Here is a 24583-nt window from a genome sequence, read left to right as displayed (position 1 = left end):
GCATCGGCGGACGTCGTGACGGGCACCGCAGCCGCCGCGACGAGCGTCAGCGCCGCGGCCACGAGCCAGCCGTTGCGCCAGCCGCCGAGCAGCGGCCCGACCAGCATCGACAGCGCCATGCCGGCCGGCATGAACGTGCTCCACAGGCCGAACGCGAAATTGCGCCGCTCAGGCGGCGTCACGCGGTTCAGCACGGCCGGCGCCGCGACCACCACGATCACGAAACCGAGCCCCTCGGCGAAGCGCGTGGCCAGCAGCAGCGCGAAACTGCCGGCCCATGCGCCGGCGATGCTCGACAGGCCGAGGATGACGAGGCCCGCGATCAGCAGCAGCCGGTCGCCCCAGCGCCGCACCAGCAGGCCGGCCGCGATGCCGCCGAACACCCCGACGAACGGAAACACCGACATGATTCCGCTCAGCGACGCGAGCGAGCCGCCGAACTCGTGCTGAAGCGACGGCAACGCGATCGTCGCCTTGCCGACGTGCAGCGCCGACACGATGCTCGCCAGCACGACGTTCGCGACGGCGGCCCGGTAGCTGCGCGACGGCAGCATGGCGGCATCGGCCGCGACAGGCGATTCGGTCATCTCCACCTCCGTTGAAGCGGCCGCGTGCAACGGAATGCGTCACGCGTCCGCGATCGGACTGGCGCACATGATACAAATTGAAGTTAACTTCAAGTAAAGGGGTAATGTGCGCAACGATCCGTTCCGCCGATCGCGGCAATGGATCGGCCTGCCGCTGTACCGCGCCGCCTGATTCACGCTGCTCGCACCGGTCGCGGTCGACGAAGTGGTCGCCTGAACGCGCGTCGAACCGCACCGGCCATCGCCGTGCGTCTCGCGTTTCGTCTCATTGCGCTGAGACGAACGTCCCAGCGTCTCACCGGCGTGCCGTCCAGCTGTTGCAGCAAACTTCGCGCCACGCCCCCGTCAAACCGTTTCCCGTCAACGAACCGGGAGATGACGCATCGCACCACGCCCATCCCGTCCAATCGCCGCCCTGCGCCCCCACTCGAGCTGGCCCCGTTCCTGCATACCGGTCGTTCGCGCAATCGCGCGACGGGTGCACCGGCAGCCCTGCCTCGCGCCCGACGACAACCTGATGGAGACAGCAACGTGAGTACACCGGCATCGACCACCGCTCCCAGCATGAAAGCCGCCGTCTGGCACGGCCGCCACGACATCCGCGTCGAACAGGTTCCCGTTCCGGAGCGCCCGCCGGCAGGCTGGGTCACGATTCGCGTGCATTGGTGCGGGATCTGCGGCTCCGACCTGCACGAATACGTCGCGGGCCCCGTCTTCATCCCGGTCGACGCGCCGCATCCGCTGACGGGCCTGAAGGGCCAGTGCATCCTCGGCCACGAATTCAGCGGCGAGATCGCCGAACTCGGCGCGGGCGTGACGGGCTTCGCGGTCGGCGATCGCGTGACGGCCGACGCATGCCAGCATTGCGGCACCTGCTGGTATTGCAGGCATGGGCTGTACAACATCTGCGAGAACCTCGCGTTCACCGGGCTGATGAACAACGGCGCATTCGCCGAGTTCGTGAACGTGCCGGCCGAGTTGCTGTACAAGCTGCCCGACAACTTCCCGACCGAGGCCGGCGCACTGATCGAGCCGCTCGCGGTCGGCCTGCATGCGGTGAAAAAGGCCGGCAACATCGTCGGGCAGACCGTCGTCGTGGTCGGCGCGGGCACGATCGGCCTGTGCACGATCATGTGTGCGAAGGCCGCGGGCGCCGGGCGCGTGATCGCATTGGAAATGTCGGCCGCGCGCAAGGAGAAGGCGCTGGAAGTCGGCGCGAGCGTCGTCATCGATCCGAAGACGTCCGACGCGATCGCGGAAGTCAAGGCGCTGACCGGCGGCTACGGCGCTGACGTGTCGTTCGAGTGCATCGGGCACACGGCCACCGCGAAGCTCGCGATCGACGTGATCCGCAAGGCCGGCAAGTCGGTGATGGTCGGCATCTTCGAGGAACCGGCGCCGTTCAACTTCTTCGACATCGTGTCGACCGAGAAGGAAGTGATCGGCTCGCTCGCATACAACGGCGAATTCGCGGACGTGATCCGCTTCATCGCGGACGGCCGCATCGACGTGCAGCCGCTCATCACCGGGCGCATCGCGCTCGGCGACATCGTCTCGCACGGCTTCGAGGAACTGGTCAACCACAAGGACCGGAACGTGAAGATCATCGTTCAGCCCGCCGTCGCCTGACCGCTCGCGCGGCCGCGGCGCCGATTCACCGATTCACCTGTTCGCGCCGCGGCACGCCTGCCGCAGTGTCGCCCTGAAGCGTCGCCCGTGCGCGGGCGGCGCGCCTATCTGCCATTCCCCTCCAGCGCCCCCTCCTTGCTGCCGTCGGCCAATGCGCACTTGTTGCCGCATACCACGGCAGACACGACGATCAGGAACCTTCGCAATCCAAACCATTCGCCGTAACGCGCCACGCACCCGATACGCGCTCAGGGTTTCTCCGGATCAAGCGTGATCCGTCCGGTGTCGACAGGACACTGACGCAAGGTGATCCTGTGCAAGCACGATCCGGCCTCCCTGCCGGGATTGTTGCCACCCCGTGGAGGCGGCCCGCGCCCCCCCACAAAACCTTACGGTGTCATGGCGCCGACAGGCCGAGAATACGGGCCCACCCGGGATAGCTTGCAAACATGGTGTGTCATGAATCGTTCATTCTCGTTTAGCCGGGAACACGCATACAACTTTCGATCGCTGACGATCCAGCAGAAGACGCATATCGGCTTCGCACTCGTCACCACGCTGCTGGCCTTGCTGTGCGGCACGATCATCTGGGGGAGTTTCCGGCAATACCGGCAGGAGAACGTCGACCTGCAGAGCTTCGAATTCGTCCGCGGCGCGATGAGCACCGCCAACGTGATCTCGGCCGAACGCGGCCCGACGAACGACCTGCTGGTGCGCCTGCAGGACGACGGCGCCACCGAGGTCCGCAACCTGCTCGCCGCGCGCACGCGTTCCGACCGGGCGCTCGCACGCTTTCGCGCCGTCATCGCGCAGGCGACCGTGCTCGACGATCGCGAACGCAGCAACCTGCTGCATGCACTCGACTCGGTCCGGATCACGCTCGCCGATGCGCGCGCCGAAGTCGATGCGCTCGACGCGCGGCCGCTCGCGTCACGCACCGTTCACGACATCCAGCACGCGCAGGCGCGCCTGTTCCGGATCGTCGACACGCTGTCGCTGCTGATCGACGGCGCGATGACCGACACGGCGATGCGCGACCCGCGCACGTCGGGTGCGATCCTGCTCGCGCGGCTCCTCGGCGATCTCCGCGAATACACGGGCCGCACGGGCTCGCTGCTCATTGCGCCGATGTTCGCGCGGCAAGCGCTCGACCGCACGCAGTTCGCGGACATCATGCGGATGCGCGGCCGCATCGAGCAATTGCGCGCGCTGATCGACGGCACAATCGGCGCGCAGCTCGACGACCCCGACGTGGCACGCGAATATGCGCAGCTCAACGCGGCCTTCGACACCCACATCCTGCCGCTCGTCGACGCGACCGTCACCGGCGGCAAGAACGGCGCCTATGCGATGAGCGCCGCCGATTTTTCCCGCGCGATCGTGCCGCACTTCCGGCCGAGCGAGCTGCTGCGCGACCGCGTGATCGACCTTGCCCGGCGCCGCGCGATCGGCGACCGGAACGCCTCCCGGATCAAGGTCGGGTTGTCGGCGTTCGCCACGACACTGTGCATCGCGATCCTGGCCTCGCTCGCGCGCGGCATGCAGCGGCTGCTGTCGAAGCCGCTCGATGCGCTCGGCCACCGGATCGTCGCGCTCAGCGACGGCGATACGTCGCATGTCGCGATGCCACGCGGCATCGGGCCCGAGATCACGCGGATCCATGACGCACTGGAGACGTTGCGCAACGCGACCGTCCGCCGCGACATGCTCGAACGCCAGCGCAACGACATGCTGACACTGTTCTCGCACGACATGCGCGCTCCGCTGACCTCGCTGATCATCCTGATCGACACGCAGGCGCGGCGGGCGGGCGATGCGCAGATGAAGCAGCAGTTCGCGAGAATCGGCAAGCTGGCGCGGCACACGCTGGCGATGGCCGACGGTTTCGCGCAGCTCTCGCGTGCGGAGGCCAGCGAATACGAACGCGTGCCGGTCAACCTCGCCGACCTGATGAACGAGGCACGCGACGCGGTGTGGCCGCTCGCGCACCGGAAATCCATGTCGATCGACGACGTGCCTCGGCGCGACGACACGATCGTGCTGGGCGACCCGGCGCTGCTGTCGCGCGCGCTAATCAACCTGCTGGACAACGCGATCAAGTACAGCGCATCGCTGACAAGCGTCGAATGCAGGGTCGAGCCGAGCGCCGACCGCAAGACCGTGCGCTGCACGATCCGCGACAGCGGATGCGGAATCAGCAGCGCGGACCAGACGCGGCTGTTCGAGCGCTATCGGCGCTTTCGCACCGCCGGCCAGCCGGAAACCAGCGGCGTCGGGCTCGGCATGGCGTTCGTCAAGGCCGTCGTCGAACGGCACGGAGGCACCATCCACGTGCAAAGCGTCGTGCTGCAGGGCACCACGGTCACGATCACGCTGCCGGTCGCTGCGAATCCATGACGACGGCACCGGCGGCAAGCGGCCGAGGCGGTACCGCAGCCCCGCCCGATTCTTCGATATACTGAACCGAACCCTTTTCGGGGCAACCGGGGGGCCACCATGCCCTTTGCGCGTTCGCCCCAACCTGCGTGGAATTGCTCACCGTGAAACCGCGAGCCGGACTGATTCTCGAACTCTTCGTCAACCTCGTGCTGCCCTGGGTTGCCTACCGGGCCGCGCAGCCGTATTTCGGCGAAACCGGCGCGCTGTACGCGTCGGCGATCCCGCCGATCATCTGGTCGATCGTCGAATTCATCCGCTCGCGCCGCGTCGACGCGGTAGCGGCCATCGTGCTGCTCGGCATCGCGCTGTCGATCCTCGGGATGGCGCTCGGCGGCAGCCCGCGCACGCTGCTGATGCGCGAATCGCTCGCGTCGGGCACGATCGGCGTCGTGTTCCTGCTGTCGCTGTTCCGCGAACGCCCGCTGATCTTCTATCTCGCCCGCGCCACCGTGGCCCGCGAAATGGATGGCGGTGCCGCGCATTTCGAAGCCGTCTGGAACGAACAGCCGGGGCTGCGGCAGATGCTCCGGCGAATGACCTTCGTCTGGGGCGCGTTCATGACGCTGGAAATGCTGCTGCGCCTCTGGATGGTCGTGACCTGGCCGGTCGAACGCGTGCTGGTCGTGTCGCCGGTCATGGGCTACACCGTGTTCGGCTGTCTGCTGCTCTGGACGTTCTGGTACCGGCGGCGGATGCGCGAGCGCAACAGCGTCCACATCCCGGGTCGCGACGGCGTCACCGAAACCGCCGGCCGCTGACTGCCGACCGCCGCCGGCCGGTATGGCAACGCGGCTGCTGTATGATGCGCGGCGTCTCGTCCGACGAATGCCGCTCCTGTCATGTCCCTTTCGCTCCTTCCGTCCGCCACGATCTGGCTCGCCCTGTTCGCGGCCGCCGCGTTCGCGTGGCATCGCCCGCAGCATGGCCTGAGCGTCGGCCTCGCCGCGCTCGGCTATGCGTGCGCGTTGGCGTTCGGCAAGCTCGCGCCGCTCACGCTGGCGCCGCTCGCGTTGCTGGCCGCGGCGGCCTGGGGCGTGATGCCCAAGCGCCCGCGCGCGGTACGCATCGCCGCACACATCGTCTTTGCGGCGGTCGCGATCGCGCTCAGCCTGCACCTGATTCCCGGCTTCCACAATCCGCGCGTGATCGGCCCGACGCGCTTCACGCCGGATGCCGTGCCGTTCACGATGTACCTGAATCTGGACAAGCCGCTCATCGGCCTGTGGCTGGTGTGGGTACTGCCGTGGGTCGCCCCCGACATCCCGCTGTTGCGCGCCCTGCGTACCGGCGCGGTGGCCGCTGTCGCAACGGCCGCCGCGTGCCTGGCCGGCGCGCTCGCGTTCGGCATGGTCGGCTGGGCGCCCAAGTGGCCGCCGTCGGGCTGGCTGTGGCTCGTGAACAACCTGCTGCTCGTGACGCTCGCCGAGGAAGCGCTGTTCCGCGGCTACGTGCAGGGCGGGCTGACGCGCGTGCTACGCGCGTTCGCATGGGGGCCGTGGGCCGCGCTTGCGATCGGCGCGGTGCTGTTCGGCGCCGCGCATGCGGCCGGCGGCTGGCAATGGATCGTGCTCGGCACGGTGGCCGGCGTCGGCTACGGCCTCGCCTGGCGGCGCGGCGGACTGCTCGCATCCGCGCTCGCGCATGCGGGGCTGAACCTCGTCCACTTCGGCCTGTTCACCTACCCGATGCTCGACGCCGCGCGCTGACGGCCGCGCGGCGCCGCCGCTCAGTTGAGCCCGGCGACCGCGTGCGGCACGTACGGGCGTTCGAGCGTGGCGATCTCGTCGTCGGTCAGCTTCAGTTCGAGCGCGGCCAGTGCGTCGTCCAGCTGCCGCGGCTTCGAAATACCGACGATCGGCGCGGTGACCCCGCGCTTCTGCGCGACCCACGCGAGTGCGACCTGCGCACGCGGCACGTTGCGCGCGGCGGCGATCGTCGCAACGGCGTCAACGACCGCCTTGTCCGACTCGGCCGTCGCATCGTAGAGCCGCTTCCCGACCGCGTCGCTTTGCTGCCGCTCGGTCGACTCGTCCCAGTTGCGCGTCAGGCGGCCGCGCGCGAGCGGGCTCCACGGAATCACCGCGATCCCTTCGTCTTCGCACAGCGGCAGCATTTCCCGCTCTTCTTCCCGATACAGCAGGTTCAGGTGGTTCTGCATGCTGACGAAGCGGGTCCAGCCGTGCTGCTTCGACGTGTGCAGCGCCTTCGCGAACTGCCACGCGAACATCGACGACGCGCCGATATAGCGCGCCTTGCCGGCCTTCACGACGTCGTGCAGCGCCTCGAGCGTCTCCTCGAGCGGCGTGCCGTCGTCCCAGCGGTGAATCTGGTAGAGATCGACATAATCGGTGCCGAGCCGCTTCAGGCTCTGGTCGATGTCGGTCATGATCGCCTTGCGCGACAGCCCCGCGCCGTTCGGCCCGGGCCGCATCCGGTAGAACACCTTGGTTGCGATCACGATCTCGTCGCGTTTCGCGAAATCGCGCAGCGCGCGGCCGACGATCTCCTCCGACGTGCCGTCCGAATACATGTTCGCGGTATCGAAGAAGTTGATGCCGGCTTCGACCGCCCGCTGGATGATCGGGCGGCTCTCCGCTTCCGGCAGCGTCCACGGGTGCGAGCCGCGTGACGGTTCGCCGAACGTCATGCAACCCAGCACCAGCTTGGACACTTCCAGCCCTGTCGATCCGAATTTCACGTATTCCATTGCACGCCTCGCCATTGAAGTTGAGCTGACGGCCGGATGCGCGCCGCGCATCCGCCGGACCGTCGCATGGTATCCCGGGCGGCAAAAATGCGTGCGGCGTCGCCGCATCGTACGAAGGGGGTGGTCGTCAGCGCGAGGTCGTGCGGGGCACCGGCTGCGCCGCCGTGCTCCGCGGCGCCCGCCGGCCGATTACTTCGCCTGGTCGGCGATCGGCTGCAGGAACGCGGAAAAACCGGTCAGCATGATCTGCACGCCGATGCACAGCAGCAGGAATGCCGACACGCGCTTCGCGACCTTGGTGCCTTCGCTGCCGAGGTAGCGCGACAGCAACGCGGAGCGGCTGTAGACCTGCCAGATCACGATCGCAACCAGCACGGAGACGGCGATCGACACGACGCTCGACAGCGCGAACTCCGACAGCTTGTGCGTGCGGTTCGCGTTCAGCGCGATCGCGGTCGCGATCGAGCCGGGGCCGACCGTCAGCGGCATGGTCAGCGGGAAGAACGCGCGCGTCATGATCGCGTTCGCGTCGATCGGCTTGACCGGCGTGTCGCCGCCGCCCGGCCCGTCGGGCTCGTTCAGCATCTGCCAGCCGGCCACTGCAACCGCGAAGCCGCCGCCGATCCGCAGCGCTTCCATCGAGATCCCGAAGAAATGCAGCACCGGCGTGCCGGCGAAGAACGCGACCATCAGCACGACGAACGCGTTGAACGCGACCTTCCTCGCGAGCAGATCGCGTTCTTGCTCGGAGAGCGCCTCGGTCCGTTCGAGAAACAGGAACGCGATGCCGATCGGGTTGATGATGCCGATCAGGCCGGTGAAGCCGAACAGGATCTCGGAGATAAGGCGGTTGACGATCATCGGATGAAGAATCGGTCGGGGCTGGGCCGGCAGCGCGCCGGAGGTCACGCATTGTAGAGCAAGCGCCCGAGCCCGAGCCGCAAAATTCGGCCGGGCCCGCCGTGCCGTCGATCGTCGCCGTTTCCCCTTGGTTTCTCCTCGGTTTCCCCTTACTCGGCGCCCGCCTCCCAGGCCGGCGGCCGCTTCGCGAAGAACGCGGTGAAGCCTTCCTTCGCTTCCGGCGTCGCCCGCACGCGGGAGATCGTCTGCGCGGTGAATGCCGCGCGCTCGTCCGACGGCGGATACTCGCCGATCGCGTCGAAGAAGCGCTTGATCTCCATCAGCGCGTTCGGGCCGTTGCGGCCGAGTTCGGCGAGCGTCTTGTCGAGTGCTTCGTCGAGCGAATCGAGCGGCACGGCCTGGTGGATCAGGCCGATCGCGACCGCTTCGCCCGCGGCGAGCTGGGTCGCCGTCAGCGCGAGCCGGCGTGCCTGGCGCTGGCCGACCGCCTCGACCAGATACGGGCCGATCACGGCCGGCAGGATCCCGAAGCGTGCCTCGCTGACCGAGAAGCGCGCGTGATCGCTCGCGATCACGATGTCGCACGCCGCGCACAGGCCGACGCCGCCGCCGAACGCATGGCCCTGCACGCGCGCCACCGTCGGCTTCGGGCATTGCCGGATCGCGCGCATCATCGCGGCGAATCGCTCCGCATCGCGCAGGTTCGCCGCCGCGTCGTTCGTGCTCGCGCGCTGCATCCACTGCAGGTCGGCGCCCGCGCAGAACGCGCGGCCGTCCGAACGCAGCACGATCGCGCGCACGTCGTCGCGCCGGCCGAGCGTGGTGAACACGTCGGTCAGTTCGGCGATCATCGTCTCGTCGAACGCGTTGAGCACGTCGCCGCGCTGCAGCGCGACGGTTGCGATGCCGCGCGCATCGACCGCGACGGCCAGGGTCTTCAATCCATCCATCGAACAGGTTTCCTCGGGTAGAACGGCAAACAGGGGAATCAGGCGGCCTGGCGGCGGTCGATCACGCGCCGGGCCTTGCCGGTCGCGGTCGCGGGAATGCCGCCCGCCGCCAGCACCGTCACGCCGGACGACACGCCGACCATCGTCTTGATCCGGTGCTGCAGCTCACGCGCGAGCGCCGCGCGATCGCTGTCGGTGACGGACGCGGCCGCTTCGGAACGCAGTTCGACCGCGAGGTCGAGCCGGTCCATGTGACCGTCGCGCGACAGCGTGATCTGGAACTGGCCCGACAACTGCGGCAGCGCGACGACGATCTCCTCGATCTGGCTCGGGAACACGTTCACGCCGCGCACGATCAGCATGTCGTCGGAGCGGCCCGTGATCTTCGCGAGACGGCGCATCGCGCGGGCGGTCGGCGGCAGCAGCGCGGTGAGGTCGCGCGTGCGGTAGCGGATCACCGGCATCGCCTCCTTCGTCAGCGACGTGAACACGAGCTCGCCCTGGCTGCCGTCGGGCAGCACTTCGCCCGTAACCGGATCGATGATCTCCGGGTAGAAATGGTCTTCCCAGATCACCGGGCCGTCCTTCGTCTCGACGCATTCGCACGCGACGCCCGGGCCCATCACTTCCGACAGCCCGTAGATGTCCAGCGCGTCGATACCCACGCGCGTCTCGACTTCCTCGCGCAGCGCCTGCGTCCACGGCTCGGCGCCGAAGATGCCGATCTTCAGCGACGACTTGGCCGGGTCCATCCCCTGCCGCACCATCTCGTCGATCAGGTTCAGCATGTACGACGGCGTGACGAGGATGATCTTCGGCTCGAAATCGCGGATCAACTGCACCTGCTTTTCGGTCTGGCCGCCCGACATCGGCACGACCATGCAGCCGAGCCGTTCCGCGCCGTAGTGAATCCCGAGGCCGCCCGTGAAGAGCCCGTAGCCGAACGCGTTGTGCAGCGTGTCGCCGGGCCGGCCGCCGGCCGCGCGGATCGAGCGCGCGGTCACGTTCGCCCAGGTATCGATGTCGCGCGCGGTGTAGCCGACCACCGTCGGCTTGCCCGTCGTGCCGCTCGACGCGTGCACGCGCACGACCTGCTCGCGCGGCACCGCGAACAGCCCGAACGGATAGTTGTCGCGCAAGTCGTTCTTGGTCGAGAACGGGAATTTCGCGAGATCGGCGAGCGACTTCAGGTCGTCCGGATGCACGCCCGCCGCATCGAACGTGCGGCGATAGTGCGGGACGTTGTCGTACGCGTGGCGCAGCGACCACTTGAGGCGCTCGAGCTGCAGTGCCTGCAGTTCGTCACGGCTGGCGGTCTCGATCGACTCGAGGGCGGCGGCGGGATGCGTCGGGTGAGTCATCGGGGTGCTCCTCCAATGGAGTGATGTCGTTATCGTGTTCGAAGTAACGGGGGCGACGGCTACGACCGGAACGTGCGGCCGGCCGCATGCAGCGCGGCGATGCGCGGCGACACGCGATAGCGGTCCTCGCCGTAGCTCGCCGCCAGGTTCGACAGCACGCGGTGCACGCGGCCGATGCCGATCGCATCGGCCCACGCGAGCGGGCCGCACGGGTAGTTCACGCCCTTCTCCATCGCAAGATCGAGATCGGCGGGCGAGCACACCCCCTGGTTCACCGTGTCGGCCGCCTCGTTCGCGAGCATCGCGACGGTGCGCATCGCGACCATGCCCGGCACGTCCGCGACGCCGACGACGCGAAAACCCGCCTGCTGGAACAGGCCGACCGCGTCCGCATAGGCTGCATCGCTGCACTGGAGTGCACGCGTCAGTGCGACGAGCCCGGCCTGCGCGTAATCGCGCGCAAGGTCGACCAGCACGAGATCGGCCGCGCCCGTCTGCGCGGCGCGCGCGGTCGCGGTGCGGCCGTCGGTCAGCGCGATCGATGCGCGGCCGGCCGTCGCGAGCAGGTCGTCGGCATGCGCGCCGGCCTGCCGGGCACCCGGAATGCGTTCGGTGAAGCGCGCATGCAGCGCGGCGGCCGGGCCGTCCTGCGCAAACAGCGCGACGTCGTCCGGCGCGTCGCACGGTGCTTCGAGATCGGGCGCGAGCGGTGTCGCGCCGTCCGCATACGAATAGAAGCCGCGGCCCGACTTGCGCCCGAGGAAGCCCGCGTTCACGAGTTCCTGCTGGATCAGCGACGGCGTGTAGCGCGGATCGTTGAAGTACGCGCGGAACACCGATTCGGTCACCGCGAAGTTCACATCGTGGCCGATCAGGTCCATCAGCTCGAACGGCCCCATCCGGAAGCCGCCGGCCTCGCGCATCACCGCGTCGATCGATGCCGGCGCGCCGCCCTGCTCGTTCAGCACGCGCAGCGCCTCCGCGTAATACGGCCGTGCGACGCGGTTCACGATGAAGCCCGGCGTCGATTTCGCCATCACGGGCTGCTTGCCCCACGCGGCGGCGGTCGCAACCAGCACCTGCGCGACCTCAGGCGCGGTCGCGAGCCCGCTGACCACCTCGACGAGCGCCATCAGCGGCGCCGGGTTGAAGAAATGCAGTCCGGCGACGCGCTGCGGCACGCGCAGCCCGGCCGCGATCGACGTGATCGAGATCGACGACGTGTTGGTCGCCAGCAGGCACGCGTCGTCGACATGGCACTCGAGCGTCGCGAAGATCTCGCGCTTCACATCGAGCCGCTCGGCTGCCGCCTCGACGATCAGCGCGGCGCCCGCGAAATCGGCCAGTTCACGCACCGCGCGAATCCGCGCGCCGGCCGCATCGGCCTGGGCCGGTTCGAGCCGGCCTTTCTCCGCGAGCCGCGCGAACTGCGCGCGGATGCCGGCCAGCGCCTTGTCGCAGGCGGCTTCGTTCAGGTCGTACAGCAGCACCGTATGGCCGGCCGCCGCCGCAACCTGCGCAATGCCCGCGCCCATCGCGCCGGCGCCGATCACGCCGACGACGGCCGACGGCGCCAGCGCGCCCGAGTTCACCGAATGTGCAGAAGAAACAGCCATCGCTTGCGATCCGTCATGAAGTGGAGGTGCGGTCTATTATAAACCGACCGGTCGGTAGATTTATGTCAGGGCGAGCCCGAATTTGTCGTGCAAGAGACCGTTACGGAAACTGCAAAGACAAAAAAATTGAAAGGTCGGGGCACTTTTTGCAAACCGAAAGGTCAATGAAAGCATTCGAATATGAGATAGTGACCCCCGAACGCCTGATAAAATTCGACAAACCGCCGGATTTCAGGGGGAACCCGCGTGTCACGCCGCCACCGCCGTCCATCGCCGGCCGCCCTTCCGGGGTCGGAACCGAGCCTCCGGCCCGCGCGTCGTCACACGTGCTCGCCTCGCCGTTCGCGGCCAGCCGCATCGAACCGTTTCATCCAGCGACGGGCTCCGGCCCGCCCGCGCCCCTCGCCGCCTCACGGCGGCGAACCCAGGGCAGCACCATTGCGTGCCGCCACCCTTCGGTTTCAACATCCTCGTTCGGCGGATAGTACGGCCGGGCTTCGTCAACCCGTGACGGCGCGTCGCGCGCCGCCACTCGCATAAGGAAACCCTCCATGCCGCTCTCGTCCAACCAGCTCCCGCGCTGGACCCTCGTGGCCCCGCTTGCCGCATGGCTGGTCCTCGCGCTGTCGCGCGCCGTACCGGCCGAAGGCCTCGTCATCGCGGTGTTCGCCGCCGCACTCGCCGGCGCCGTGTTCGCCGCCGTCCACCACGCCGAAGTCGTCGCGCACCGCGTCGGCGAACCGTTCGGCACGCTGGTGCTCGCGGTCGCCGTGACCGTCATCGAAGTCGCGCTGATCGTGTCGGTGATGCTCGGTGCGGGCCCGGAGAAATCGGGCCTCGCACGCGACACCGTATTCGCCGCCGTGATGATCATCTGCAACGGCATCGTCGGCATCTGCCTGCTGGTCGGCGCTTGGAAGCACGGCGAACAGGACTTCCAGGGCCGCGGCGCAAGCAAGGCGCTCGCGGTGCTGGCGTCGCTGTCGGTGCTGTCGCTCGTAATGCCGAACTACCTGAACGCCGCACCGGGCCCGTTCTTCTCGAAATCGCAGCTCGCGTTCGCCGGCGTGTCGTCGCTCGTGTTGTACGGCGCCTTCGTGTTCGTGCAGACCGTGCGCCATCGCGACTACTTCCTCGCCGCGCACGACAGCGCGAACGAGGCGGTTCACGCGGCGGCGCCGAGCAACCGCACCGCCGTGATCAGCATGGTGCTGCTGTTCGTGAGCCTCGTCGCGGTCGTGCTGCTCGCAAAGCTGCTGTCGCCGGCTGTCGAGCATGCCGTGATGCAGCTCGGCGCACCCGAAGCCGCTGTCGGTATCGTGATCGCCGCGCTCGTGCTGCTGCCGGAGGGGCTCGCGGCCGTCACCGCCGCGCGCGCGAATCGCCTGCAGACCAGCATGAACCTGGCGCTCGGTTCGGCGCTCGCGAGCATCGGGCTCACGATCCCGACCGTCGCGGCCGTGTTCATCTGGGTCGGCCAGCCGCTCACGCTCGGCATCGGCCCGATGGAAACCGTGCTGCTGGCGCTCACCCTGCTGGTCAGCACGCTGACGCTCAGCCAGGGGCGCACGACGGTGCTGCACGGTGTCGTGCACCTGTCGCTGTTCGCCGCGTACCTGTTCCTGTCGATCACTCACTGACGCAGAAAAGCGCGCGGCCCGGCGGATCACCTCCGCCGGGCCGCGCGCAGTCTTTCACGTCCCTTCAACGTCCTTCGTTCAGATCACGCCGCCGCTACCGCACCGGAATCACCAGATGCTGGCCCGCCAGGATCAGGTTCGGGTTGGCGAGGTTGTTGCGGCGTTGAATCTCGCGATAGCGCTGGCCGCTGCCGAGCTTGCTCGCGGCGATCATGTTCAGCGTGTCGCCCGCCTTCACCACGTACGTATGTTCGCCCGACGCGGCCGCGGTCGTCACCGCCTGGTCGCTGACGAAATACTTGCGCAGCAGGTCGAGATACTGCGGCGACTGCGTGAGCTTCGCGATCGCGGCGTTCAGGTAGATCAGCAGATCCTGGTCGTCCGCGCGCACGCCGATCTTGTACGCGATGTTCGAGCCGTCGAGCTTGGTCACCGCGAACTTCAGGTCGGTGTTCTTGATCGAGCTCACCGCGAACGGATAGTCGTAGATGAACGCGTCGACCGTATGGCCGTCGATGCTCTTTGCGATGAACGCCGGATCGGAATCGTCGACCTCGACGAACTTCACGTTCGGATACTGGCGCGTGACGAACGCGCGCACGTCCGGGTCGCCCTTCAGGATGCCGACCGTCTTGCCCGCGAGATCGTCGGTCGAGCGGATCGCTGAACCTTGCCGCACAATCAGCGAGTAGCCGAAATCGTCGACGTAGGGCACCGAATAGACGACGCCCGACGGTGTGTTGTCCGGGAACGTCAGCCCGTCCATCGCCACGTCGACCACGTGATTCCCCTTCGCATCCGTATCGAGCAGCTGCTTCGGCACGCCCGGATACGTGTCGACCTCGTGACGCGTATCGACGACGACCGGCTTGCCGCCATGCGAGAACGACGGATCCGCGAACAGCAGCCGCGCGAATTCGACGTTGAAGCCGTGCGGCGCGCCCTTGTCCTCGCCGAAGAACGGTTCGCTCGGGTTCTGCACGGAGATCCGCACGATGCTGTTTTCGGCGATCGATTTCAGCGTGCTGGCCTGCGGGGTGAAGCCGGCCGGGAGCACGTTGGACGACGGCGATGTCTGCGTGGACTGGCCGGTGTCGCCACTTTGCGCGGACGTCGCGCCCGGGGCCGCGTCATGCGCGGGAATCAGCGACGACAGGCCGCCCTGATGCACGATCCATACACCGACGAGCACGACCAGAAACGCAATGGCGCCAAGAAGTTTTTTCATGGTTGCGAGCCTGCAGGAAGTTATTGTTGTTGTTTCGACGGCAACTGCGCGGGGTTCGCCGCATCGAGCCCGGGCGCGTGCGGGGCGTTCATCACCGCCTGCTGCTGTGCCTGCTTGACCTCGGGGTTATCCATCAGCGACGTCTCCATTTCGGAGAACGCCTTGTTGACCGAGCGCATCACCGAATCGACGGCCACGTCGGTCTTGATCTGCTCGAACGTGTCGGACGCCTGCCGGCCCGCGAGCTTGTTCATCTGCTGCGCCGCCTGCGACATGTCCCACATCGCCTTCGCGCGGTCGATCGCCGACGCGAAATTCTTCAGTTCGGCCTGCACCTGCTTGTAGCGCCCCTCGCGGAATGCGAGCAGCTGTTTCATCGTGTCGAGCTGCTGACGGAAGCGTGGCGCATCGTCCGGATACTGCTTCTCGAACAGCTCCGTCTTGCTCTCGAAGTTCTTCACCTCGGTGCGGAACGCGGTGATGCTGTCCGCGAATTTCTGGGCCGCCTGGCGCTTTTCCGCGAGCTGGTTGATCAACGTCTCGATCGGATTGGCCTGCGCCTCCGCGACGATCATCTTCACCTTCTGGTTCGCGAACTTCATCGCGACGACTGGCGCGAAATAGATCGCGCCGAGGCCGATCACGCCCGCCGTGACGAGCGCGATCACCCCCTTCAGGATGAACAGCGCGGCCGGTGCCGCGATCGCGACGCCGGCGATGATGATCGCCCACTTGATCAGCTTGACCTTGCCACTCCCCGAACTGCCGTTTGCTTCTTCATTCGAAAGCTGCGACATGAGTTTTTCTCCTTGAACCTCGAACCGAACTGCTTGCGTTTGCTTTTTCAAGCTCAATCGAAATGCTTCGGACTTCGGTACCGCCGGGCAGCCACGCAAGCCGGCGGTGCAATACAAGGATGGGCACGACCGGCGTCACGACACGCCGGTGTAGGCGCCGTTCGGGATGCGGTGATCGGGGGTAGCGTGCGGCGGTGCGATGCGGCGGGCCGGACTGGCGCCGTTCATCGTCGCGGCGCGCGCGCGAACGGGAAAGCGTACCGATGCACGGTACGAAACGGGATGACGGATACGTGACGCGACGGGCGTCGGGAGAAGCGTTGTTCCGGCGGGCCGACAAACGCGGGGCCGGTATTCCGGTACGAGGGCGTAAAGGCTCATCGTTGTTCTTTTGCGTGTCGCGGGTGCAGGAACCGCGCGGCCGGCGCGTCCCGCTCCAAATGCACGGACGTATCGTGCGCCGACCGGCATGCAGCGTCAAGCAGTTGTCGCAGTGCAGCGAAGCTGCTGCGTTCCTCATCTGGAACACCGGTAGTGAAACCGCTTTCAGTACGGTAAGGATTCGCAGGACTGCGACCGGTCGTGTCCGGTCAGGATTGCTTGCCATCGCATGCGCAAGCTTCCGGATTGAAAGCTTGTCACACGCTGCCCCGTCCTTGCTGGCGGCTCAGAACCCGTAAAGCACGGCCGGGTTGTCGACCAGAATCGCGCGAGTGACCGCGTCGTCCGCCGTGCAGTCGTCCAGCCAGCCGAGCAAGTTCATGTCATCGGGAACCGGCGACACGTTCGGGTGCGGCCAGTTGCTGCCCCATACGCAACGCGCCGGATGGTGGCGAGCCAGCACGGCGGCGAGACGCGCGACATCGTCGTAACCGGGTGCACCCGAGCGCGACGTCTCGTACGGCGCGGACAGCTTCACCCATGCATGGCCACGGTCGAGCAGGCGCCGCAGCGCGAGAAACTCGGGCGCGTCCGGCGCGACGGGTGTCAGGAACTTGCCCGTGTGATCGATCACGACACGCGCCTGTAGCGAGGACAGCAACGGCAAGACCTCGGGCAGCGTCCGGCCGTCGAGCTGCAGGTCGACGTGCCAGCCAAGCGGCCCGATCCGCGCGGCCACCCGCTCCAGTTCGTCCCACCGCGCCAGGCCGCCCGCCAACATCATGAACCGGACGCCGCGCACGCCCGCCGCGTGCAACCGCGCCAGCTCGGCGTCCGGCACGTCGGCCGGCAACGTCGCGACGCCGCGCGCCTGCTGGCCGAATGCGGCCAGCGCGTCGAGCAGGCAACGGTTGTCGACACCATAGCCGGTCGGCTGCACGATCACGACGCGGGCAAGGCCGAGCGCCTGCTGCACCCGGCGATACGCATCCACCGGCGCGTGCGGCGGACGGAACGTCGCCGTCGGCGCGAGCGGATAGGCGTCGTCATAGATGTGGATGTGGCAATCGCACGCGTCGGCCGGCCGCACGGTGGGCTCGTCGGGTCTCATCGCGAGCCCGGGCGGGTATCTGCCCCTGCCGTGCACCAGCGCGCCAGCCGCGTTGCATGCCCCGCGTTGACGGCGCCGCGCGGCATGCTTCCGGCGAGCAGCGCGGCGAGCTGATCGACCGTCTCGAGCGCCTGGTGCTCGACCGCGGGCATCGTCAGGCCGCCGACATGCGGCGTCGCGATCACCCGCGGATGCGCGGCGAGCGCGGGCGTCGGCATCTGGTCCGCCGCGCGCCCGACGTCGAGTGCACAGCCTGCGAGCCGGCCACTGTCGAGCGCGTCGGACAGCGCCTGCTCGTCGACCAGTTCGCCGCGCGATGCATTGATGAAATACGCGTCCTGCTTCATGGCCGCGAACGCACCCGCATCGATCAGGTTCGCGGTGGCCGGCGTGGCCGGCGCGAGGCACACGACGAAATCGGCCGCTTGCAACAGCGCCGCGACCTCGACCTGTTCAAGCGTCGGCGCGTCGACACGCACGTACGGATCGCTGACGAGCACGCGCATCCCGAGCGCCGTCGCGATCGGCGCAAGGTGGCGCGCGATCTGTCCGTAACCGATCAGGCCGAGCGTGCTGCCGCGCAATTCGCGCCCCATCTGCGGCACCGTCGGCATCCCCTGGTGGTAGGCCGACGCATAGCGGCCGATACCGCGCGCGAGATCGATCATCGCGCCGATCACCCACTCGGCGACGGCCGGCGCGAAGCCAGGGCTCGCCTGCGTGACCAGCACGCCGAACGCGCTCGCCGCATCGACATCGACGGTCCGGATATCGACCGCGCAACGCAGGAACGCCGCAAGTGCGGGCAGCCCGGCGAACAGCGCACGCGGCGCGGGTGTCTGCCGGTACGCGATCATCGCGTCGCAGCCCTGCGCGGCGGCGACCAGTTCGTCCGTGCCCAGCTCGCGATCGAGCGGGTTGCAAGTGACGTCAGCGATCGCCTGCAGCGCGCGCATCGCCTTCGCGCCGAAATAATGGTCGAGCATCCCCGACGGATGGGTGACGAAGACGCGCGTCATGCGGCCCCTCCGTGCGAGTGGCCCGCTTGCGGCGGCGACGCGACCGATGCGCGCTCGATGAGGGTCACGCCGGAGAATACGTGCGGTTCGGGCGCCGGCGGCATGTCGCCGTCCGGCCGCATCACGCGCCGCACCATTTCCTCGGCCATCTCGGTGACGGGCAGTTGCACCGTGGTGAGCGCCGGATTGGAAATCGCCGACAGGAAATGACCGTCCATCCCGACGACCGACACGTCGTCCGGCACGCGCAGGCCACCGTCGCGCAGCCCGGCCATCAGGCCAAGCGCGAACAGGTCGTTGACCGCGACGATGCCGGTCGGCCGCGCCGGATCGGCGGCAAGCGCGACGCCCAGCGCGCGCCCCACGTCGACGATCACCGCATCGCCGTACTCGTTCGCCGGACCGCCGTCGAGCACCCGCGCGTGTGCTTCGACGCCCGCGTCGCGCGCCGTCGCGAGAAAGCCGCGGATCTTGTCGCTGCGGCTCACCGTCATGCCGGCGACCGTCGCGAACGCGAGCCGCCGGTGCCCCGCGTCGACGAGGCAACGCGTCGCGAGCCGCGCGGCGGCCTCGTTGTCGGCCGTGACGTGATCGACCTTCGACAGCTCGCCGGGCGTCGCGCGCCGGTCGTAGCTCACGACCGTCATCCCGCGTTCGGCCGCGCGCTCGAGGTGGCTTTCGTCGGCCAGCGACGAGATCACGATCACGCGCCGCACGCCATGCGCGAACAGGTCGTCGAAGAAAGACGCCTCCTTCTTCGCATCGCGATACGTATTGCCGATCAGCACGCGATGACCATACCGTTCCTGCGCGCAGGCCTCGACCTCGCGCGCGATGTAGCCGTACATCGGGTTCGCCATCGACGGCACCAGCAGCCCGACGAGCGGCGTCTGCCCCGTCTTGAGCTGGCGCGCCAGCGTGCTGGGCCGGTACTGCAGCACTTCCATCGCGGCGTTCACGCGTTCGAGCGTTTCCTGCTTCATCTGGTCGGTACGGCCGTTGAGCACGTTCGAAACCGTGCTGACCGAAACGGCCGCATGACGGGCCACGTCCTGAATCGTACTCATGTCGTCTTGCTGTAAAAGGCGGCTACAGGCCGAAATGGGCCGGCAGCCACAACGAAAACGCCGGCACGAGAATCAGCGCCACGAGGGCGGCGACCAGCACCAGCAGATATTTCACCATCGGCCGCGCAACGTGCCGGACTTCGGTGCCCGTGATCGCGCAGGTCGTGAACAGACCGAGTCCGACCGGCGGCGCGAACAGGCCGAGCCCCATCGCCACCACCACGACCGTGCCGAAATGCAGCGGGTTGATGCCCAGCTGCAGCGCGATCGGCGCAAGCAGCGGCCCGAAGATGATCAGCGCCGGCGCACCCTCGAGCACCGCGCCGAATACGACCATGACCAGCGCCGCGAGCAGCAGGAACATCGTCGCGCCGTACTGGTGGGCGAACGCGGTCATTGTGCCCGAGACCAGTGCCGGAATTTGCTCGATCGACAGCGCGAACGACACACTCGACGCCGCGGCAACGATGAACAGGATGCCGCCGGCCATCGACGCGGCACGCACGAACACGCGTCCGACCGAACGCCAGGTCAGCTCGCGAAACGCGAGCCAGCCCGCCACGAGCGCATAGACCACCGCGAACGCGGACACCTCGGTCGAGGTCGCGATCCCCGAGGTCACGCCCTTGCCGATCATCGCGACCATCACCAGCGCGACCAGCGCGCCGCCCGCGAGCGGCAGCCATGCGCGACGTTCCGCGAACACCGCCGAGACGTCGATCCTGCGCCCGGCGATCACCGTGACCACCGCGAGCGACGCGGCCAGCACCGCGGCCGGCACGATGCCCGCGACGAACAGCCCGGCAATCGAGATGTTCGCGACGAAGCCCATGATGATCATGTTCACGCATGGCGGGATGGTCTCGGCCATCACCGCGCTGCACGCGAGCAGCGCGGCCGTTTCGTCGGGATCCTGGCGCGCGCGGCGCACGGCCGGCATCACCACGCCGCCGACTGCCGCGATATCCGCGAGCTTGGAGCCCGACACGCCGGAAAAGCAGGCCGTCGCGAGAATCACGATCAGCCCTAGCCCGCCGCGCACGCGCCCGAAGATCCGCAGCAGCAGTTCGACGAGCCGCGCGGACATGCCGTTCGATTCCATCAGCAGCCCGGCCAGCACGAAGAACGGCACGGCGAGCAGCACGAAGTGATCGGCGCCGGCCATGACCTGCTGCGAGTAGACGAGCAGCGGCAGTGTCGGGTCGGCGAGGAAATACAGCAGCGCCGAGAACGCGAGCACGAAACCGATCGGCACGCCCAGTACGAGCCCGCCGACGAAACCGGCGGCCAGCAGCACGCCCGGCGCGATCGCGTGCGCCGGCACCAGCGCGTTCCATCCGTACAGCGCGGCCGCGAATCCCGCGCAGCACGCGAGCGTGCCGGCCACGCGGCGGCGCGGCGCGTCGAGCGCGTTGGCCAGCGCGAACACGGTCATGAACAGCGCGCCGAACATCATCGGATACACGTTGATCCAGCCCGGCAGCCCGCCCGGCGTCAACTGGTCGTACGAATCGGCCAGCAACTGGCACGACGACACCAGCAGGTTCAGCGAGACGGCCGCGACGATCCAGTGGCCGATCTGCACGAGCGCGCCCTGCCAGCGCGCCGGGAGCCAGCCGCGAAACAGGTCGATGCCGACGTGCTGGCTGCGCCCGAGCACCGTCGCCGCACCGAAAAACACCAGCACGATCATCAGCGCGCTCGCGACCTCCTCGGTCCAGTCGAGCGGGTCATGCAGGAAATAGCGGAACACGACCGAAACGAACACGACGAGCACATCGACGGCCAGCACCGCCGCGGACACGTATTCGATCGCGCGCAGCATCGCGTCCAGCGCGCGTGCGACGCGGCGTGCCGGATGGCCGGCGCCAGGCGCCGCCGCGGCGCCCGAAACGGAACAGGTCTCCATCGCTCAGCCCCGCACGGCGGCAATCGCCGGAAACAGCGGCGCGGTCGCCGGGTACTGCTTGGCGAATGCCGTATAGAGCCGGTCGTGCATCGTCTGCCGCAACGCCGCGCGTTCGGCCGCCGCCATCGGATGGAAGCTCATGCCGTGCTGCTTCAGTGCCTGCTCGGCCTGGTCGGCCTTCTGCGCGGCAATCGCGCGCTGCTGTGCGGTTGCGTCGGCCACCGCGCGATCGAACGCGGGGCGCAGGTTCGCCGGAATCCGGTCGAGCGCGCGCCGCCCCATCACGACGGTCATCGCGGCAAACACGTGATGCGATTGCCAGCACGATTTCACCACTTCGTCGAACTTGCTCGCGAGCACCGTGGCCGGATCGTGCTCGAGCCCGTCGACAACACCTGTCTGCACGGCCATGTACAGCTCGCCGAATGGAATCGGTGTCGGCACCGCCCCCATCGCCTTGAAGGTGTCCATGAACGCCGGCGTCGGCAGCACGCGCAGCTTCGTGCCCTTCAGGCCCTGCAGCGCAAGCACGGGCTGCTTCGTGAACACGCAGCGCCCGCCGAAGTGCGAGCCCCAGGTCAGCACCGAGCAGCCCGCGCGCTTTTGCAGCAGCGTGTTCAGGCTTGCACCGACCGGACCGTCGAGCACCTTCGCGACATGCGCATAGCTGTCGAACAGATAGCCGAGATCGAGCATCCCGAGTTCCGGCGCCACCGTCGCCCAGATCGACGAACCCGCGATCATCATGTCGATCGCGCCGATCTTCACCTGCTGCGCGACATCGCTCTCCTTGCCGAGCTGGCTGTTCGGGAAATAGTCGACGCGAATCGCATCGCCAACGCTCGCCTTCAGGTTCGCCGCCAGACGCTCGTACCACACGTAGTGCGCGGCGTTCTGGTCGGCCGGCATCGACGACGAGCAGCGCAACGTCACCGCAGGCTGCGCGCGTACCACGCCGGGCAAGCCGCCTGCGGCCGCGAGCGTGGCGACGGACGCCGTCTGCAGAAAACGCCGCCGGGTCAGGGTATTCATGGGCCGTCTCCTTTGCTTGTGCGCATCGCAGCGCAACTGTATCGATTTAGTGTATCGATACAGTAATACGACGACCGACGAATCCGGAATGAGGGTTTCCCCGTGTCGAGCGACAGGAAATACGGGGCATGAACACCTGAATCCGCTTCAGGAAAGGCGTTTCAACGGGTCTGAAGCGCCTGCGGATGGGGTATACCGCGGTTCGCGGGCCGTGTCGTCAATCATCAGACAACCGACTTGTCGACGCGAGGCTGGCGCGTACCGCGCGCCGCCGCCCGCATTTACGCGCGTCCGTCTTCCGCGCTTCCCGACAGGAACCGTTCGACCATCGCGTTGAACACCGGCAGCGCCGGGTTGTCGTTGTCCGCGCGCCATGCGAGATACAGCTCGGCCGCCACGTCGGCGCCCGCCAGCGGCCGGAACACCACGCCGTCCACATGCAGTTCGCGCGCCGACGCCGGCACGAGTGCGGCACCCAGCCCCGCGCGCACGAGGCCGAGGATCGTATGCGTCTGCCCGACGTAGTGCAGGTAGTTCGGCAGCCGCCCCGCGTTCGCGAACAGGCCCGAGATCAGGTCGTGAAAGTATTTCCCCTCGTTCGGCGAATACGCGATGAACGGCTGCCGGTCGAGATCGTCGGGGCCGATGCGCTCGCATGCGGCGAGCGGCGCGCCCTCCGCGACCGCGACCAGCATCGGCTCGCGCTGCACGAGCCGGTATTCGAGCGGCTGGCGCGCGGCACGTTGGCGCACGAAGCCCGCGTCGAGCATCCGCGACGCAAGCGCATCGATCTGCACGGTCGACACCATCTCGCGCAATTCGACGTCGACGTCCGGCAGCGCGTGCGCGGCATGCGCCAGCAGCATCGGGATCATCCGGTACGCGCTGACCGCGGTGAAGCCGAGCGTGATGCGGCCGGCACCGCCATGCGCGACGCGCTGCGCGGCCTGCTCGGCCCGTGCGGAGAATTCGAGGATGTGCCGCGCGTCGCGCAGGAACCGCTCGCCGGCCGCGGTCAGGCTGACCTGCCGGCTGCTGCGTTCGAGCAGCGCGATGCCGAGCGCATGCTCGAGCAGCTGGATCTGCCGGCTGAGCGGCGGCTGGGTCATGAAGAGCCGCCGGGCCGCGCGACCGAAATGCAACTCCTCGGCGACCGCGACAAAGCAGCGAAGCTGGTGCAGTTCAATCATCCAATTCTTGAATCAATCGATAGTCTTTTGATGTTAGACCGATATCGATCCAATTTCTATACTCGGTTGCACCTGATGCGCGGCCCGCGCCGCGCACGACGACCGAGACCTTCATGACCATCGACATCCTGCTCACCCAGCCGCTCCCCGACACCATCGACGCCGAACTGTCCGCCCGTTACGCGGTGCACCGGCTGTATGCGGCCGAGCAACCGGACGCGCTGCTCGATCGCGTGGCCACGCGTATTCGCGGCGTCGTGACCGGCGGCGCGAACGGCTTGTCCGGCGCGCTGATGGACCGCCTGCCCGCGCTCGAGATCGTCGCGATCAGCGGTATCGGCACCGACGCCGTCGATCTCGACCGCGCCCGCGCGCGCGGCATCCACGTGACGACGACACCCGACGTGCTGACCGACGACGTCGCCGACATGGCGATGGGGCTGATCCTGATGACGTTGCGCGACCTCGGCACCGGCGAGCGCATCGTGCGCGCCGGCCGCTGGGGCAAGACGGCCCAGCCGCTCGCGACACAGGTGACCGGCAAGCGGCTCGGCATCGTCGGGCTCGGCCGCGTCGGGCGTGCGATCGCGCAGCGCGCGCAGGCGTTCCGGATGCCCGTCAGCTACTTCGGCCCGCGCGAGCATCGTGACAGCGGCTATCGCTTCGTGCCCGACCTCGCCGCGCTCGCGCACGACAGCGACGTGCTCGTGATCGCTGCATCGGCCGATCACGGCAACGTGCTCGTGACGGCCGACGTGCTCGCCGCGCTCGGCCCCGCAGGATTCCTGATCAATGTCGCGCGCGGCAAGCTGATCGACGAAGCCGCGCTGATTCGCGCGCTCGCCGACGGCACGATCGCCGGCGCCGGCCTCGACGTGTTCGCGAACGAACCGCACGTGCCGGCCGCGCTGCTCGAACTCGACCGCGTCGTCGTGCAGCCGCACCGTGCGAGCGCGACCCGCGAAACGCGCGAAGAGATGGGCCGGATCGTGCTCGCCAACCTCGCCGCATGCTTCGCGGGCCAGCGTCCGCCTACCAGCGTCACGCACTGATCGCCAC

The 24583-nt window shown here is 68.0% G+C and carries 21 protein-coding genes; 6 read left to right on the top strand and 15 right to left on the bottom strand.

The features are described from left to right. On the bottom strand, nucleotides 1-587 hold a 587-nt coding region (locus G3O06_RS24910; protein WP_205817825.1), incomplete at its 3' end, for an MFS transporter. Between the two features lie 564 nt (nucleotides 588-1151). Here G3O06_RS24910 and G3O06_RS24905 point away from each other — a divergent pair. The 4 genes from G3O06_RS24905 to G3O06_RS24890 all read left to right on the top strand — a co-directional run bounded on the left by G3O06_RS24905 (nucleotide 1152) and on the right by G3O06_RS24890 (nucleotide 6361). Further along, complete coding sequence (locus G3O06_RS24905; RefSeq protein ID WP_174982917.1) at nucleotides 1152-2216, top strand: 2,3-butanediol dehydrogenase; 1065 nt, start codon at nucleotides 1152-1154, stop codon at nucleotides 2214-2216. A gap of 459 nt (nucleotides 2217-2675) precedes the next feature. After that, nucleotides 2676-4613: a HAMP domain-containing sensor histidine kinase gene (locus G3O06_RS24900; protein ID WP_205817824.1), complete on the top strand. Its 1938-nt coding sequence runs from the start codon at nucleotides 2676-2678 to the stop codon at nucleotides 4611-4613. A 143-nt stretch (nucleotides 4614-4756) separates the two neighbouring features. Further along, nucleotides 4757-5413, top strand: a complete 657-nt coding sequence (locus tag G3O06_RS24895; RefSeq protein ID WP_174982364.1) for a VC0807 family protein — start codon at nucleotides 4757-4759, stop codon at nucleotides 5411-5413. Nucleotides 5414-5494: 81 nt separating this feature from the next. After that, nucleotides 5495-6361, top strand: coding sequence for a CPBP family intramembrane glutamic endopeptidase (locus G3O06_RS24890; protein ID WP_205817823.1), 867 nt, complete (start codon nucleotides 5495-5497; stop codon nucleotides 6359-6361). A 20-nt stretch (nucleotides 6362-6381) separates the two neighbouring features. Here the strand turns inward: G3O06_RS24890 and G3O06_RS24885 are convergent, their stop codons facing one another. From G3O06_RS24885 to G3O06_RS24865, 5 genes are all read right to left on the bottom strand, one after another. After that, nucleotides 6382-7362, bottom strand: coding sequence for an aldo/keto reductase (locus tag G3O06_RS24885; RefSeq protein WP_205817822.1), 981 nt, complete (start codon nucleotides 7360-7362; stop codon nucleotides 6382-6384). A gap of 189 nt (nucleotides 7363-7551) precedes the next feature. Continuing rightward, a complete protein-coding gene (locus tag G3O06_RS24880) occupies nucleotides 7552-8223 on the bottom strand; it encodes a MarC family protein (protein ID WP_174918593.1) in 672 nt (223 codons plus the stop codon). A 149-nt stretch (nucleotides 8224-8372) separates the two neighbouring features. Beyond that, a complete protein-coding gene (locus G3O06_RS24875; protein ID WP_205817821.1) occupies nucleotides 8373-9173 on the bottom strand; it encodes an enoyl-CoA hydratase-related protein in 801 nt (266 codons plus the stop codon). Between the two features lie 38 nt (nucleotides 9174-9211). Continuing rightward, nucleotides 9212-10534 (bottom strand): phenylacetate--CoA ligase PaaK, encoded by a 1323-nt coding sequence (gene paaK, locus G3O06_RS24870; RefSeq protein ID WP_205817820.1) that lies wholly within the window; start codon nucleotides 10532-10534, stop codon nucleotides 9212-9214. A gap of 59 nt (nucleotides 10535-10593) precedes the next feature. After that, nucleotides 10594-12150 carry a 3-hydroxyacyl-CoA dehydrogenase gene (locus G3O06_RS24865; RefSeq protein WP_205817819.1) on the bottom strand — a complete coding sequence of 519 codons (1557 nt, stop codon included), beginning with the start codon at nucleotides 12148-12150 and terminating at the stop codon, nucleotides 10594-10596. A gap of 551 nt (nucleotides 12151-12701) precedes the next feature. On the opposite strand from G3O06_RS24865, the gene G3O06_RS24860 reads away from it, so the two are divergent. Next, nucleotides 12702-13790: an ionic transporter y4hA gene (locus G3O06_RS24860; protein ID WP_174918589.1), complete on the top strand. Its 1089-nt coding sequence runs from the start codon at nucleotides 12702-12704 to the stop codon at nucleotides 13788-13790. Nucleotides 13791-13884: 94 nt separating this feature from the next. Here the strand turns inward: G3O06_RS24860 and G3O06_RS24855 are convergent, their stop codons facing one another. The 9 genes from G3O06_RS24855 to G3O06_RS49795 form a co-directional block, all read right to left on the bottom strand. Continuing rightward, complete coding sequence (locus G3O06_RS24855) at nucleotides 13885-15018, bottom strand: transporter substrate-binding domain-containing protein (protein ID WP_205817818.1); 1134 nt, start codon at nucleotides 15016-15018, stop codon at nucleotides 13885-13887. A gap of 20 nt (nucleotides 15019-15038) precedes the next feature. Continuing rightward, complete coding sequence (locus tag G3O06_RS24850; RefSeq protein WP_174918587.1) at nucleotides 15039-15815, bottom strand: hypothetical protein; 777 nt, start codon at nucleotides 15813-15815, stop codon at nucleotides 15039-15041. Between the two features lie 667 nt (nucleotides 15816-16482). Next, complete coding sequence (locus G3O06_RS24845; RefSeq protein ID WP_205817817.1) at nucleotides 16483-17307, bottom strand: amidohydrolase family protein; 825 nt, start codon at nucleotides 17305-17307, stop codon at nucleotides 16483-16485. Then, nucleotides 17304-18326 carry a hydroxyacid dehydrogenase gene (locus tag G3O06_RS24840; RefSeq protein WP_205817816.1) on the bottom strand — a complete coding sequence of 341 codons (1023 nt, stop codon included), beginning with the start codon at nucleotides 18324-18326 and terminating at the stop codon, nucleotides 17304-17306. Before G3O06_RS24840 ends, G3O06_RS24845 begins: the two co-directional genes overlap by 4 nt. Beyond that, entirely contained in the window at nucleotides 18323-19393 is a 1071-nt protein-coding gene (locus G3O06_RS24835; protein ID WP_205817815.1) for a LacI family DNA-binding transcriptional regulator, read from the bottom strand. Before G3O06_RS24835 ends, G3O06_RS24840 begins: the two co-directional genes overlap by 4 nt. Before the next feature lie 22 nt (nucleotides 19394-19415). After that, a complete protein-coding gene (locus G3O06_RS24830) occupies nucleotides 19416-21302 on the bottom strand; it encodes a TRAP transporter large permease subunit (protein WP_205817814.1) in 1887 nt (628 codons plus the stop codon). Between the two features lie 3 nt (nucleotides 21303-21305). Continuing rightward, nucleotides 21306-22334 (bottom strand): TRAP transporter substrate-binding protein, encoded by a 1029-nt coding sequence (locus G3O06_RS24825; protein ID WP_205817813.1) that lies wholly within the window; start codon nucleotides 22332-22334, stop codon nucleotides 21306-21308. 281 nt (nucleotides 22335-22615) lie between these two features. Then, nucleotides 22616-23524, bottom strand: a complete 909-nt coding sequence (locus G3O06_RS24820; RefSeq protein ID WP_174969022.1) for a LysR substrate-binding domain-containing protein — start codon at nucleotides 23522-23524, stop codon at nucleotides 22616-22618. Next, a complete protein-coding gene (locus tag G3O06_RS49795) occupies nucleotides 23517-23639 on the bottom strand; it encodes a hypothetical protein (protein WP_277403748.1) in 123 nt (40 codons plus the stop codon). Before G3O06_RS49795 ends, G3O06_RS24820 begins: the two co-directional genes overlap by 8 nt. Between G3O06_RS49795 and G3O06_RS24815 the strand changes: the two genes are divergently transcribed. After that, nucleotides 23638-24576 carry a 2-hydroxyacid dehydrogenase gene (locus G3O06_RS24815; RefSeq protein WP_205817812.1) on the top strand — a complete coding sequence of 313 codons (939 nt, stop codon included), beginning with the start codon at nucleotides 23638-23640 and terminating at the stop codon, nucleotides 24574-24576. The two genes, G3O06_RS49795 and G3O06_RS24815, sit on opposite strands and share 2 nt — an antisense overlap. The last annotated feature ends 7 nt before the right edge of the window (nucleotides 24577-24583 follow it).

The sequence above is a fragment of the Burkholderia sp. Ac-20345 genome, assembly GCF_017104825.1.
GTDB classification, from domain to species: domain Bacteria; phylum Pseudomonadota; class Gammaproteobacteria; order Burkholderiales; family Burkholderiaceae; genus Burkholderia; species Burkholderia lata_B.
The sequence above is the reverse complement of the archived record's forward strand: the minus strand, read 5'-3'. Positions and strand labels throughout refer to the sequence as shown.

Excerpts from the sequence above, each read along its gene's own strand:
- G3O06_RS24885 (WP_205817822.1), bottom strand. The coding sequence starts at position 7,362 with ATGGAATACGTGAAATTCGGATCGACAGGGCTGGAAGTGTCCAAGCTG.
- G3O06_RS24830 (WP_205817814.1), bottom strand. The coding sequence starts at position 21,302 with ATGGAGACCTGTTCCGTTTCGGGCGCCGCGGCGGCGCCTGGCGCCGGC.
- G3O06_RS24845 (WP_205817817.1), bottom strand. The coding sequence starts at position 17,307 with ATGAGACCCGACGAGCCCACCGTGCGGCCGGCCGACGCGTGCGATTGC.
- G3O06_RS24865 (WP_205817819.1), bottom strand. The coding sequence starts at position 12,150 with ATGGCTGTTTCTTCTGCACATTCGGTGAACTCGGGCGCGCTGGCGCCG.
- G3O06_RS24880 (WP_174918593.1), bottom strand. The coding sequence starts at position 8,223 with ATGATCGTCAACCGCCTTATCTCCGAGATCCTGTTCGGCTTCACCGGC.
- paaK (WP_205817820.1), bottom strand. The coding sequence starts at position 10,534 with ATGACTCACCCGACGCATCCCGCCGCCGCCCTCGAGTCGATCGAGACC.
- G3O06_RS24840 (WP_205817816.1), bottom strand. The coding sequence starts at position 18,326 with ATGACGCGCGTCTTCGTCACCCATCCGTCGGGGATGCTCGACCATTAT.
- G3O06_RS24825 (WP_205817813.1), bottom strand. The coding sequence starts at position 22,334 with ATGAATACCCTGACCCGGCGGCGTTTTCTGCAGACGGCGTCCGTCGCC.
- G3O06_RS49795 (WP_277403748.1), bottom strand. The coding sequence starts at position 23,639 with ATGAAGGTCTCGGTCGTCGTGCGCGGCGCGGGCCGCGCATCAGGTGCA.
- G3O06_RS24820 (WP_174969022.1), bottom strand. The coding sequence starts at position 23,524 with ATGATTGAACTGCACCAGCTTCGCTGCTTTGTCGCGGTCGCCGAGGAG.
- G3O06_RS24835 (WP_205817815.1), bottom strand. The coding sequence starts at position 19,393 with ATGAGTACGATTCAGGACGTGGCCCGTCATGCGGCCGTTTCGGTCAGC.
- G3O06_RS24905 (WP_174982917.1), top strand. The coding sequence starts at position 1,152 with ATGAAAGCCGCCGTCTGGCACGGCCGCCACGACATCCGCGTCGAACAG.
- G3O06_RS24890 (WP_205817823.1), top strand. The coding sequence starts at position 5,495 with ATGTCCCTTTCGCTCCTTCCGTCCGCCACGATCTGGCTCGCCCTGTTC.
- G3O06_RS24900 (WP_205817824.1), top strand. The coding sequence starts at position 2,676 with ATGAATCGTTCATTCTCGTTTAGCCGGGAACACGCATACAACTTTCGA.
- G3O06_RS24855 (WP_205817818.1), bottom strand. The coding sequence starts at position 15,018 with ATGAAAAAACTTCTTGGCGCCATTGCGTTTCTGGTCGTGCTCGTCGGT.
- G3O06_RS24815 (WP_205817812.1), top strand. The coding sequence starts at position 23,638 with ATGACCATCGACATCCTGCTCACCCAGCCGCTCCCCGACACCATCGAC.
- G3O06_RS24875 (WP_205817821.1), bottom strand. The coding sequence starts at position 9,173 with ATGGATGGATTGAAGACCCTGGCCGTCGCGGTCGATGCGCGCGGCATC.
- G3O06_RS24860 (WP_174918589.1), top strand. The coding sequence starts at position 12,702 with ATGCCGCTCTCGTCCAACCAGCTCCCGCGCTGGACCCTCGTGGCCCCG.
- G3O06_RS24850 (WP_174918587.1), bottom strand. The coding sequence starts at position 15,815 with ATGTCGCAGCTTTCGAATGAAGAAGCAAACGGCAGTTCGGGGAGTGGC.